The 11,734-nt window shown below is 41.3% G+C and carries 13 protein-coding genes and 2 tRNA genes; all 15 read left to right on the plus strand.

Going from position 1 to position 11,734, the window contains the following annotated elements:
* The first annotated feature begins 87 nt into the window (after positions 1-87).
* The 15 genes from NFR29_RS06110 (at position 88) to NFR29_RS06180 (ending at position 11,623) form a co-directional block, all read left to right on the plus strand.
* Entirely contained in the window at positions 88-984 is an 897-nt protein-coding gene (locus tag NFR29_RS06110; protein ID WP_251424552.1) for a hypothetical protein, read from the plus strand.
* A gap of 15 nt (positions 985-999) precedes the next feature.
* Positions 1,000-1,338: a YkvA family protein gene (locus NFR29_RS06115; RefSeq protein ID WP_251424554.1), complete on the plus strand. Its 339-nt coding sequence runs from the start codon at positions 1,000-1,002 to the stop codon at positions 1,336-1,338.
* A 127-nt stretch (positions 1,339-1,465) separates the two neighbouring features.
* Positions 1,466-1,888 carry an acyl-CoA thioesterase gene (locus NFR29_RS06120; protein ID WP_251424556.1) on the plus strand — a complete coding sequence of 141 codons (423 nt, stop codon included), beginning with the start codon at positions 1,466-1,468 and terminating at the stop codon, positions 1,886-1,888.
* Entirely contained in the window at positions 1,878-2,687 is an 810-nt protein-coding gene (murI, locus tag NFR29_RS06125) for a glutamate racemase (RefSeq protein WP_251424558.1), read from the plus strand. Before NFR29_RS06120 ends, murI begins: the two co-directional genes overlap by 11 nt.
* A gap of 12 nt (positions 2,688-2,699) precedes the next feature.
* Positions 2,700-3,239, plus strand: coding sequence for a hypothetical protein (locus NFR29_RS06130; RefSeq protein ID WP_251424560.1), 540 nt, complete (start codon positions 2,700-2,702; stop codon positions 3,237-3,239).
* A 12-nt stretch (positions 3,240-3,251) separates the two neighbouring features.
* Positions 3,252-3,905, plus strand: a complete 654-nt coding sequence (locus NFR29_RS06135; RefSeq protein WP_251424561.1) for a coenzyme F420-0:L-glutamate ligase — start codon at positions 3,252-3,254, stop codon at positions 3,903-3,905.
* A 104-nt stretch (positions 3,906-4,009) separates the two neighbouring features.
* Positions 4,010-5,662, plus strand: a complete 1,653-nt coding sequence (locus tag NFR29_RS06140; protein ID WP_251424564.1) for a hydantoinase/oxoprolinase family protein — start codon at positions 4,010-4,012, stop codon at positions 5,660-5,662.
* Entirely contained in the window at positions 5,649-6,986 is a 1,338-nt protein-coding gene (locus tag NFR29_RS06145) for a histone deacetylase family protein (RefSeq protein WP_251424566.1), read from the plus strand. The genes NFR29_RS06140 and NFR29_RS06145 overlap by 14 nt, the downstream gene beginning before the upstream one ends.
* 75 nt (positions 6,987-7,061) lie before the next feature.
* Complete coding sequence (gene rph / locus NFR29_RS06150) at positions 7,062-7,793, plus strand: ribonuclease PH (RefSeq protein WP_251424568.1); 732 nt, start codon at positions 7,062-7,064, stop codon at positions 7,791-7,793.
* A 21-nt stretch (positions 7,794-7,814) separates the two neighbouring features.
* Complete coding sequence (locus NFR29_RS06155) at positions 7,815-8,390, plus strand: XTP/dITP diphosphatase (RefSeq protein ID WP_251424570.1); 576 nt, start codon at positions 7,815-7,817, stop codon at positions 8,388-8,390.
* A gap of 27 nt (positions 8,391-8,417) precedes the next feature.
* Positions 8,418-8,918: a metallophosphoesterase family protein gene (locus NFR29_RS06160; protein ID WP_251424573.1), complete on the plus strand. Its 501-nt coding sequence runs from the start codon at positions 8,418-8,420 to the stop codon at positions 8,916-8,918.
* A gap of 100 nt (positions 8,919-9,018) precedes the next feature.
* A complete protein-coding gene (gene speD, locus NFR29_RS06165; protein ID WP_251424575.1) occupies positions 9,019-9,801 on the plus strand; it encodes an adenosylmethionine decarboxylase in 783 nt (260 codons plus the stop codon).
* Between the two features lie 163 nt (positions 9,802-9,964).
* Positions 9,965-11,173: an NAD(P)-dependent malic enzyme gene (locus NFR29_RS06170; protein WP_251424577.1), complete on the plus strand. Its 1,209-nt coding sequence runs from the start codon at positions 9,965-9,967 to the stop codon at positions 11,171-11,173.
* Between the two features lie 290 nt (positions 11,174-11,463).
* Positions 11,464-11,540, plus strand: a tRNA-Pro gene (locus NFR29_RS06175).
* Between the two features lie 9 nt (positions 11,541-11,549).
* Positions 11,550-11,623, plus strand: a tRNA-Gly gene (locus NFR29_RS06180).
* Positions 11,624-11,734: the final 111 nt, after the last annotated feature.

The raw sequence follows: 11,734 nt of genomic DNA on the forward strand, positions 1-11,734 counted from the left end.
TTTAATTATTGAACATAAATGGTATAATAATACTAATAGATAGTACACGAACAAGTGAAATACAAGTGATAGAAAAGGAGAACGATTATGGCTGAATATAATGGCGTAGTGCTAGAACCACTTAGCGATGGTAGCAAAGATATACTCTATCAAGTAGACCAATTTATCTTTTGGGGTGCTGGCCGTGCTGCAGCGTTGGCTTTGAGCCCTAAATTCAGTAATATCGCATTATGTGCCAATGCTACGTACATGGTAACTCGCATTGCTCATCTCTATGATGTAGAATTAAAAACAGGTACTATTGTAGGCTTAGTAGGTGGCTTAAGTACAGCTCTTACGACGGCTGCTGTATCCTTGTTGATTCCTGTAAAAGCTGTCCGCGTACCGGTAGCTATCGGCTTAACTTATGCCATTGGTAAAGTGGCTCACATTTGGATTCAAGATGGTATGCCATCCGATATTGAGCGTTACAAACCGATGTTGGAAGAATTCTTAGAGAATGGTAAAGCCTTAGCTGGTGAAATCATTCGCGATACAGCGGCGAGTATTCCTTTCACAGAATCGCAACGCGATGTGTGGGCTGGTATTGCTAATGAAACAGGTCTTGCAAAAGAGCAATTAGAAGCTATGTATGCTAAAAAAGTAGTGCCTGTTGTAGATAAATGGAATAATGAAACAAAATATGTGCTTCATGACAACGCTGCAGAAGTAGTAGCAAAAGTGTCAGAAGTGACAAAGGAAAAAATCGATGCTGCTAAAGATACTTTAGACACAGCTAAAGAATTAGCCAAAGGGGGCGTTGAAGTAGCAAAAGCAACGACGCAAATGGCTGTAGAAAATGCTAAAATCAGCGCTGCAGAAGCAGTAGAAAAAGCGAAAACTACTGCTGCACATGCAGTAGAAACAGCGAAAGCAACTGCTACCCAAACAGTGGAAACAGTAAAGGAAACAACAAAAGCAAAAATCGATGATTTCCGTAAATAATGAGTAGGTTTTACTATGAATCCTTTAAAAATTCTTAAATATGGAAAATATTTCAGTGAATCTCGGTTCCTTGCGTTTGCAACGCGATATGGAAAAAAACTTGCCTTTGTACAACGAGGGGTTGTCTTATTCTTGTGTTTGCGAGATTCAGATACACCAAAATATGTAAAGGCTGTTATAGCCGGTGCCTTAGGATATTTAATCCTTCCTGCTGACGTCGTACCTGATGCAGTGGCTGCCTTGGGATGGCTCGACGATGTAGCCGTGTTAGGGTTAGCTTTCAAAGTGGCAAACCGTTATATTAAGACGGAGCACGAAGAAAATGCGAAGAAATTATTTCCTTTTGGACACTAAGAATCATATATAGCTGTACATACAGGCAGTTTAATCATTATCCGTGATTGAACTGCCTGTCTTTGTTTGACACCTTTGTAGTAATAGATATACAATAAAATTTGAATTGTATAGAAAAGGATAGATTATGTATATAGCTAGTATTAATGTTCGTTTTTATGAAACGGATATGATGGGTATTGCTCATCATAGCAATCATTTCCGTTGGTTTGAAATGGCACGCATTGAATATTTACGCCACTTAGGGGTCACATTAGGGGCTATGATGGATGAAGATATTGTGTTTCCCATTATGAACGTATCTTGTGATTATAAAGAACCTGCACGATTTGACGATGTGTTGCACATCGAGACCTATTTAGTGAAAATGACACGGGCTCAAATGGTGTTCCGCTATCGCATGCGCCGTGCCAGTGATGGTGCTTTATTGGCCACAGGGGAAACAAAAAATGCGTTTATGAGCCAATTGACAGGAAAGATTGTACGATTAGAGGACAAATTTTATCAACCTATTGTCGCTGCAGTTGAGGTGATGGACCATGACGAGTGAAGATAAACGAAATTTGCCAATCGGCGTTTTCGACTCTGGTATTGGCGGTTTGTCGGTATTAAAAGTATTAAAAGAACAATTTCCTCATGAGAACTTTGTGTATGTAGGGGATAATAGAAACAACCCTGTTGGCAATAGACCAGTGGAAGAAATCACAGATATTGCCTGTCATATTGCAGAATTTTTAGAATCTGTGCCTGTTAAATTGATGGTTATTGCTTGTAATACCTTTACTGTGGTGGCTCTTGACGAAGTGCGGAGCCGTGTTAATGTCCCTGTTATTGGCGTGTCCCAAGGTGTTAAAACGGCTATCGCTGAAAGTAAGAATAAAACTATCGGTATTATGGCTACCGTAGCGACTGTGAATAGCCATATTCATAAACATGTAGCTTTAGAAATAGATCATGAAGTCTTTGTGTGGGAACAACCCTGTCCTGAATTGGCAGGTCTTATCGAAGAAGGGCATCTCCAGGATGAGCCCGTAGAAAGGGTAGCGAAAGAGTATTTAACACCTTTATTGGATCGACATATTGAAGTGGTCGTATTAGGTTGTACTCATTTCCCATTTGTAACAGACCTATTACAGTCTTTGTCGGGGCATCAAATTAGGTACATTGATCCTGCTTATGAAACTAGTGATCTTGTAAAAAGAACACTGGAAAATAACGGACTCTATCGCACTGATACAGAAGAGCGTCATATTACGTTATACTTTACAAAAGATACATCCCTAGGTAACACATTGGGGTTGCAATTTATGGAACCTCATGAGTTTTCTATTCAATCTATTACACTATAAAGGAGAATACCTATGTGGTTATATAATGCCTTAAATGTATTGATCGCCATTGCTGTGATAATAGCGGTACTATATTTATTATTTCGTTTATTCGTTTTAAAACAAGGTAACGAAGAAGTTGTATTGTTGCCAAAACGTAAAACAGCCTTCCAAGTCGCTGATATGAGCTTTGATTCTGTTACTTTATTTTGCGATATTCCTTTTGTAAACAAAGGGCGTCAAAATGGTACGATTATGGATTTATTTCCACGCCATTTATTACCAGAAGAGCAATTTGACAAGGTGAAAGTTGAAACGTGGGCCATGGACCTCGATCGTCCTCGTCATGATAATTATTTTGAAGCCATCATTATTAAGCCTAAAAAAGGTGGTACCATTCGCGTATATGTAAAGCTCATTGGGAAAAGTGGCAATATTCGAGAAGATATTAAAGGTTTCCCATATATGAACATCGATGTTCTATACCAAGTAGTAGGTCGTGAAGATTGGCACATCGATAAAGCTCGCATTCGTTTACAACCAGAAGAAGTGGAATTGGCTTTAGGCCATTAAGGAGGCATGACAATGGCAGAATTAGAATTAGTCTGTGTACCAACACGTATTCTTACGGATAATGATGACATCGTTGATGCTATCGTCGAATTTGGTGGACACAATATTGGTCCTGAAGACATCGTTTGCGTAGCAGAATCTGTTGTGGCTATTACGCAAGGTCAATTTACGCGTCCAGAAGAATTAAATCCATCTTGGCAAGCGCGCTTGATTAATCGCTTTATCCATCCAGATGGATCCATGAGTTCGATTTACGGTATGCAAGCGGCTATGGAAATCGATGGCAAATGGAAAGTATTAGGCGCCTTTATATTAGGTGCGATCGCTAAGGTATTCCGCAAGCCTGGCGTATTTTACGCTATTGCCCGCGCTGCTTCCTTGGCAGACGATGTAACAGGCACAATGCCTCCATTTGATAAGCATATTGTGCATGGTCCTAAAAATTCAGATCAAGTGGCTGAGAAAATCGTGACACGCACTGGCTGCTATGGAGCTGTTGTAGCAGATGTAAATGATTTGAAACGCTCTGCCATTCTTGGCACAAGCCGCGGTATTGATGCAAAAAAAATTGCTCAATTATTGATCGATAATCCATTTGGTAATGATAGCCAAATGACACCAATCGTTATTATTAAAAACTACGCTTCCGTTTCGGCAGCAAAATAAATATAAAGAGCTGCTTCGGCAGCTCTTTTCTATATGTGTAGTGGATTTTTTTATGTGAGTAAAGGCTTGTAAATATACTCAAAATTAGACGAGGGGAGGGCATTATGTTACTAGGTATCGATGTAGGGGGTACTTTCACAGATGCGGTCATTATTGACGGTACACAGGTTGTGAAGTGGGCGAAACGACGCAGTACGAAGGATAATTTACTAGTCTCCATCGAAGAGGTATTGCGCGATGTAACGACGGATATTGATGTGCAGTGTATTGAACGGGTTACGCTGTCCACAACAGTCGTAACGAATACCATTGTAGAAGGCAAAGAAGATGATGTCGATTTATATATTGTGACAGGCCCCGGAATGAATGTAGACCATCTATTTCCGGTAGTTCCTATTTTCCTGTCCGGCTATACAGATCACCGTGGAATGGTCGTAGAATCGTATAAGATGGCGAATTTAGTCGAAGCTATGCCAAAAAAGCGGGCTCATAAGGCGGCGGTATCTGTAAAATTTGGCAATCGAAATCCTTTGGAAGAATTGCGAATAGGTAACGCATTAGCAGAGCACTATTCTCAGGTTTCTTGTGGTAGTATGTTAAGCGGCGCTCTCAATTTTCCGCGCCGCACGGTAAGTGCTTATTTTAACAGCGCTGTAGCTTCTGTATTAGAAATGTTCAAGGTGGTCGTAGTAGGAGCTCTCCAAGCGATGGGGATTGAGGCACCACTCTATATTTTGAAAGCCGATGGAGGTTCCTTGCCCATAAAGCTAGCTTTGGAAAAACCTGTAGAGACTATATTCACGGGCCCTGCGGCGACCGTATTAGGTTTATATGCTTCGCATCGTATGGAAAAAGGCCATATAGTAGCTCTCGATATTGGTGGAACCACTACAGATATCTCTCTTTGGGTGGATGGGCAACCGCTGATGATGCGCGACGGCGTGTACATTCGTCAGTATCCTAGTGCGGTTCGATCTTTTGCAGTTACCTCTATCGGTATTGGCGGCGAATCTGTTGTGCGCTATGTGGATGGTGTTATACAGGTAGGTCCTGAACGAGTAGGACCATCGATGGCGCTTGGTGGCGATGAGCCTACATTAGGTGATGCTCTTATCGTCTTAGGGCACGCTCATTACGGTTCTTACGAGCAGGCTGTAGCAGGGATGAAAAAACTCAATCCGACTATGTCAGTAGAGGTTTTGGCGAAAGAAGTGGTGCAAGTCGCTTTAGCAACGATTCGAAAGGGTATAGAAGATGTGGTTGACTTGGAAAATAAGAAGGCCATTTATGTTGTAGATGATATTGTCCAGGAGCGGCGCTTTGTGGTAGAACGGATCCTTCTTGTTGGGGGGAGTGCTTACAGTTTAGCTACTTTTATAGAAGAGGCTTTACATGTACCTGTCGTTGTACCGCCTAGTGCAGCTGTGACAAATGCTATCGGTGCGGCTGTAGCTAAACAAACCATAGAAATCACCCTTCGCGTCGATACGAAGCGCCGTTTATTAGTAGTGCCAGAATTAGGCTTAGAAGAACGTGGCTGTTCATTGCGCCGTATAGAAGAGGTAGAAGCTAAAGCCCATCAATTGTTAAGAGATGCCGCTTTGACAGCCGGTTTGGGTAGTGATGAAGAGACGATTAATGTAGAAACTATTGGGGTTGAAGATTTTCCGGTCATTGAAGGCTGGCAATCAAAGGAACGGATTATGACTGTAAGAGCTCAATTACAAGTGGGGGTGACACACTATGTGGAATCGTAAAATAGACAATCCTACATTAGGCCTCGTATTTTTCCCTGCCTTTGATTGGAGTATATCGCCTACGCATCCAGAACGTCAGGAGCGTTTATTATATACGAGAGACCAGATTGTAGAAGAAGGATTACTCGATTTGCCTAATATTCGAGAATATAATCCTATGGTAGCTTCTTGGGATGTAATCGAAGGTGTTCACGTAGGGGCACCTGATTTACAATCGTGGGTAACTGATGCGCATCGCGTATCAGCAGGAGGTGCTATAGCTGCAGCTGACGCAGTATTAAAAGGGGAAGTAGACCGAGCCTTTGCCCTTGTACGGCCACCAGGGCACCATGCGATGCGCATGGTACATGGTATTCGTGGGTTTTGTACTATCAATATTGAAGCTGTCATGGCTCACCATATGCGAAAAGAATATGGCGTAAAACGAATTGCCATTGTAGATACAGATGTTCATCATGGAGATGGTACACAAGATGTGTTTTATCATGATCCAGATACGCTGTTTATATCGTTTCATCAAGATGGACGAACTTTGTATCCAGGAACGGGTTTTATGGATGAATTTGGAGGACCCCAAGCGATAGGTAGTAATATTAATATTCCTTTACCACCGAATACAGGCGATGAAGGACTTTTGAAGGTTATGCGTGAACTGGTAATTCCTATTTTAGAAGACTTTCAGCCGGAGATTGTCATCAATTCAGCAGGGCAAGACAATCATTTTACAGACCCTTTAGCAAATATGAAAGTCACTGCTAAAGGTTACGCCCAGATCGTCGATTTGCTGCAAGCCGATATAGCCGTTCTTGAAGGGGGCTATGCCGTGCAAGATGCATTGCCGTATGTCAATACAGGGATTATCTTGTCTATGGCCGGTCTTGATTATAGTCGCGTCATGGAACCGAATTATGAACCTATTCAGCAACCTACTAATGTGACGCAGTATATTGATGAACTCATTGAAAAGTGGAAAGAACAATGGCAACAGCGCCATGCTATGGCGGCAGATATACTAGTCGGTGCTGGAGAACGATGGAAACAAGAGTATTCTGTATATTATGACGAATCAGGTATTCACGAACATCGCATCGAAACAGTGCGTCTCTATCCTGATACTGTAGGGTGGCATAGTGTAGAATCCGAAAGTTCTGGTGGCCCTTATGGGTCGCAACGAGTTTATGCTATGTTCATTCCTTGGCAGGCTAATACACGTACAAGAGAAGAGGCTTTCGAAGAGTTGCATCGCATTCAACAAGAAGGTAGATGTCAGCGCTACGTTATAGTGGATCCTTTAGGTGAGGGACAAATTGTAACGGTCTTGTAACAATATGATATAATAGTACTAATAACGCCCCTTGTGAGAAGGGGCGTTCCTATGTATTAAGAAAAGAGGGATTGTATGCGCATTGATAATAGAACGAACGGTCAATTGCGACCCATAACAATAACGAGACATTTTACAGACTATGCAGAAGGCTCTGTTCTTATCGAATGTGGGAAGACAAAGGTTATCTGTACGGCTAGTGTGGAAGATAATGTGCCGCGGTGGTTAAAAGGAACGGGGCAAGGTTGGTTAACAGCGGAATACTCCTTGCTACCTCGATCGACTCAAACTAGGGTTGCCCGAGAAGCGGCGAAAGGGAAACAGACGGGACGAACCGTAGAAATTCAGCGCCTCATTGGACGTGCTTTACGAGCAGTTGTCGATTTAGAGGCTCTAGGGGAACGAACGATTACTATAGATTGCGATGTAATTCAAGCCGATGGTGGTACACGGACTGCTTCGATTACAGGTGCTTTTGTAGCCTTGGTGGATGCGGTAGACTCTATCTTTGGTGGGTATGGCAAATTCCCAGTGCGAGATTTCTGTGCTGCCATCTCTGTTGGTATTGGTCCAGAAGGGCCTATGATGGATTTGTGCTATGAAGAAGACAGTGCTGCTATCGTCGATATGAATGTAGTTCGTACTGGCTCGGGGGCACTCGTAGAAGTACAAGGGACTGGCGAACATGGCACCTTTACGAGAGCAGAATTGAGTGAGCTGTTAGATTTAGCGGAGCAAGCTACTGATGAATTGATGGCTATTCAAAAAGAAGCGCTTTCAGATATAGCTCGAAAAATAGGTAAATAAGTAAACAATAGAGGGGACGTCATGGAACGTATCGTACTAGCTACGGGGAATAAAGGTAAAATTAAAGAGTTTGAGCGAGCCTTGGCTCACCGCCATATAGACTGTGTGCCAGTGAAAGAATTGTGCGACGCACCGGAACCGGACGAAACGGGGACGACTTTCATGGAGAATGCTCTTTTGAAAGCACGCTACTACAGTGAACAAACGGGTTTTCCTTGCTTGGCCGATGATTCTGGTCTCGTCGTAGATGCTTTAGATGGTGCGCCAGGCGTATATTCAGCACGCTATGCTGGCGACCATGGCGATGATACAGCTAATAATGACAAGCTTATTGCTGCGTTGCAAGGCATAGAGAATCGCAGTGCGCACTACCTATGCGCTCTAGCTTTAGTCTATCCTGATGGGCAGAGCGTGACTGCCGAAGGTCGTTGCGACGGCTTGATTCAAGATGAACCAAAAGGGGAACATGGATTTGGATACGATCCATATTTCTTTGTGCCTCAATTTGGAAAAACGATGGCCGAACTCGATGTAGATGCAAAAGAAACTATCAGTCACCGAGGGAAAGCTTTAGAAGAACTGATGCAACAATTATAGTCGTTATAGGGTCATCTGGGTAAAGATATGAAACGAATTGGTATTATTAGTGATACCCATGGTTATTTAGAAGATATTGATACTGTATTGGCTGCTACGGCTGATGCGGATATTCATATGTGGCTCCACGCTGGGGATCTTGGTGACGATGCTCGCTATATGCAGGCACATACGGATGTGCCAGTCTATGCGGTGCGGGGGAACAATGACCGAGTGCAGCCCTTGGAGCCGAGAGAACAGTTAATTCCTTTGGAAGAAACATATATTTACATGACCCATGGTCATGAGGTATCATATTATAATCGAATACAAGAATTACTTCATATAGGCAAATCTATGGGGGCGCGCTTAATCGTAGCTGGACATAGTCATTACCACGGTGAGCATCGTCAAGGTGATGCTCTATTTGTCAATCCCGGTAGCATTGCATTGCCTCGCGATCATTCGGGTGGCACTTTTGCTATTGTCACGTATGATGAAGGAGACTTTTCCGTAGAATTTGTTTATAAACAAGATATACAAATGTAAGTACATACTATAACTGTTATGGGCTATAGTTCAGGTGTGAACGTTGAGATTTGCTGCATTCTAGTATAACTGCAAATCGATAGATAGAAAGGGTTGTAACATGGAAACACCGGTTAAAGCGAAACCAAAAATGAAATTATATGGATTTAATAATCTCACGAAAACGTTAAGTTTTAATATTTATGATGTCTGTTATACCCGTACAGAAGAAGAAAAGCGCCAATATATTGAATATATTGATGATGTATATAATGCAGATCGATTGACTGCTATTTTAACAGAAGTATCCCATATTATTGGGGCCAATATTTTGAACGTTGCTAAACAAGACTATGATCCGCAAGGGGCGTCTGTAACGATTTTGATTTCCGAAGAAGAAATTGAAAAAGAAGATGTAGTTATGCACCTTGATAAATCTCATTTAACGGTCCATACATATCCTGAATACCATCCTGATAAAGGGGTTAGCACATTCCGAGCAGACATTGAAGTATCTACATGTGGTGAAATTTCTCCGTTAAATGCATTGAACTACTTAATTAATAATTTTGATTCCGATATCCTTACATTGGATTATCATGTACGAGGTTTTACGCGCGATATATCGGGTAAAAAAATCTATATGGATCACCGTATTAACTCCATCCAGAATTACATCAATGCGAAAACACGTAATTTGTACAATATGATTGATGTGAATGTGTATCAAGAAAATATTTTCCATACCAAAATGATGCTTAAAGAATTTGATTTAGACAATTACTTATTCGGCATTACTGAAAGTGAATTAAGTGAAAAAGAAGTTAAACAAATTAAGCAACAATTAAAACAAGAGATGATGGAAATTTTCTATGGCCGTAACTTGCCATCTGTGAAAGTGTAATAGAAAGAACCGATGCTACTCTATGGTATCGGTTTTTTTTTTTGTTTAGGTATATCGAAAATTATTGAATTATAGTTTTGGATTCTGTATAATAAAATTATAGTTGATATTTATTAATATCCATTCAACATAATTGACTGTTTGTCTAAAAGGAGAAAAAATAATGGACATCCGTGAAGAAGCAGTACAGAAAAAACGTGAATTAAAAGGTTTCTTAACTGTAGGAACTAAATATGAATTAAATGACGCTCATGACTTATCCGTGGCGTATACACCAGGTGTAGCTGAGCCATGTCTTCGTATTAAAGATAATGAAGCAGAATCATTCGAATTGACTTGCCGTTCTAACATGGTGGCGGTAGTATCTGACGGTACTCGTGTACTTGGTTTAGGCGATATCGGCGCGGCTGCTGCATTACCTGTAATGGAAGGTAAATCGTTATTGTTTAAAAAATTCGGCAATGTAGACTGCGTTCCATTAGTAGTAGATACAAAAGATGCAGATACATTGATTAACACAGTTAAATTGTTGCAAAAAAACTTTGCTGGCATTAACTTAGAAGATATTTCCAGCCCTAAATGCTATGACATCGAAAACCGATTAAAAGAAGAATTGGAAATCCCTGTATTCCATGATGATCAACATGGCACAGCTATCGCTTGTTTAGCTGGTGTTAAAGGGGCTCTTCGTTTGGTGAAAAAGGATTTAGCTACTGCTAAAATCGTCGTAAATGGAGCTGGTGCAGCAGGTGCTAATATCGCTCGTTTGTTATACCTTGCAGGTGCTCGTAACATTACTGTACTTGTATCTTCTGGCGTATTGCACAAAGATTACAAACGCCTTGATTCTTTACAAGCAGAATTGATCGATATGCTTAATTTAGAAGAGAAACATGGCGATTTAGCTGAAAATGCTAAAGGTGCTGATATCCTTCTTGGCGTATCTGCAGCAGGTGCTTTCACAAAAGATATTCTTGAGAATTTAGCTGATGATGCTATCGTATTTGCTATGGCAAACCCAAATCCAGAAGCTACTTATGCAGATATGAAAGCAGCTGGTGTACGCATTGCTGGTACTGGTCGTTCTGATGCGCCAAACCAAATTAATAATGTAGCTGTATTCCCAGGCATTTTCCGCGGTGCTATTGATGTTCGTGCCTCTCAAATTACTGATGCTATGAAATTAGCTGCTGCTGATGCGATTGCATCTTTGATTCCAGATAGCGAATTAACAGAAGAAAATATTATGCCTACCGTATTTGATCCTCGTGTAGCACCTGCAGTGGCGAAAGCTGTAGCAGAAGTTGCTGTTAAAGAAGGTATTGCTAAACAACCAAAAGTTGTAGAAGATGGTACTTACGAAGGTTATTAATAGTTAAGTAAATATATGAAATAAGATGTTAAACGTAATTGTGTTTACCATTAAGATTTTCTACCATGAGACTGCAGAGCCCTTAATAGGGCACTGCAGTCTTTATTTATAAGAAGAGGTGTGAAAAAACTATAAAATTTTGATGAAATACTAAAAAACACTTGCCAGTCCATAATGGCAATGATATAATAATTTTCGTTACAGAACATGTTAAAAGTAACATGGTAGCTGTAAGAGTTGTGGTTGACATCAACTACCGTATTTGCTATAATAGCAGATGTCGATGATATCGGGGCATAGCGCAGTTTGGTAGCGCACCTGGCTTGGGACCAGGGGGTCGCAGGTTCGAATCCTGCTGCTCCGACCATTTTTATTTGCGGGTGTAGCTCAATGGTAGAGCCCCAGCCTTCCAAGCTGGTTGCGAGGGTTCGATTCCCTTCACCCGCTCCATTATTACACTGTATAGACTTGTTCTATATAGTCTTTTTTTGGCTCTCTGTCAAATGTTGGGGTGCTTATCCCTAATCATTTGTTTGGCACCAATCACTTATGTGGTTGGTG

The sequence above is a fragment of the Veillonella agrestimuris genome (genome assembly GCF_943193065.1).
In the GTDB taxonomy this organism is placed as follows: Bacteria; Bacillota; Negativicutes; order Veillonellales; family Veillonellaceae; genus Veillonella; species Veillonella agrestimuris.

What these genes read in the sequence shown, in the direction of transcription:
- NFR29_RS06140 (WP_251424564.1), top strand. Translation starts at nt 4,010, where the DNA reads ATGTTACTAGGTATCGATGTAGGGGGTACTTTCACAGATGCGGTCATT.
- NFR29_RS06115 (WP_251424554.1), top strand. Translation starts at nt 1,000, where the DNA reads ATGAATCCTTTAAAAATTCTTAAATATGGAAAATATTTCAGTGAATCT.
- murI (WP_251424558.1), top strand. Translation starts at nt 1,878, where the DNA reads ATGACGAGTGAAGATAAACGAAATTTGCCAATCGGCGTTTTCGACTCT.
- NFR29_RS06155 (WP_251424570.1), top strand. Translation starts at nt 7,815, where the DNA reads ATGGAACGTATCGTACTAGCTACGGGGAATAAAGGTAAAATTAAAGAG.
- NFR29_RS06130 (WP_251424560.1), top strand. Translation starts at nt 2,700, where the DNA reads ATGTGGTTATATAATGCCTTAAATGTATTGATCGCCATTGCTGTGATA.
- NFR29_RS06170 (WP_251424577.1), top strand. Translation starts at nt 9,965, where the DNA reads ATGGACATCCGTGAAGAAGCAGTACAGAAAAAACGTGAATTAAAAGGT.
- NFR29_RS06160 (WP_251424573.1), top strand. Translation starts at nt 8,418, where the DNA reads ATGAAACGAATTGGTATTATTAGTGATACCCATGGTTATTTAGAAGAT.
- rph (WP_251424568.1), top strand. Translation starts at nt 7,062, where the DNA reads ATGCGCATTGATAATAGAACGAACGGTCAATTGCGACCCATAACAATA.
- speD (WP_251424575.1), top strand. Translation starts at nt 9,019, where the DNA reads ATGGAAACACCGGTTAAAGCGAAACCAAAAATGAAATTATATGGATTT.
- NFR29_RS06135 (WP_251424561.1), top strand. Translation starts at nt 3,252, where the DNA reads ATGGCAGAATTAGAATTAGTCTGTGTACCAACACGTATTCTTACGGAT.
- NFR29_RS06120 (WP_251424556.1), top strand. Translation starts at nt 1,466, where the DNA reads ATGTATATAGCTAGTATTAATGTTCGTTTTTATGAAACGGATATGATG.
- NFR29_RS06110 (WP_251424552.1), top strand. Translation starts at nt 88, where the DNA reads ATGGCTGAATATAATGGCGTAGTGCTAGAACCACTTAGCGATGGTAGC.
- NFR29_RS06145 (WP_251424566.1), top strand. Translation starts at nt 5,649, where the DNA reads ATGTGGAATCGTAAAATAGACAATCCTACATTAGGCCTCGTATTTTTC.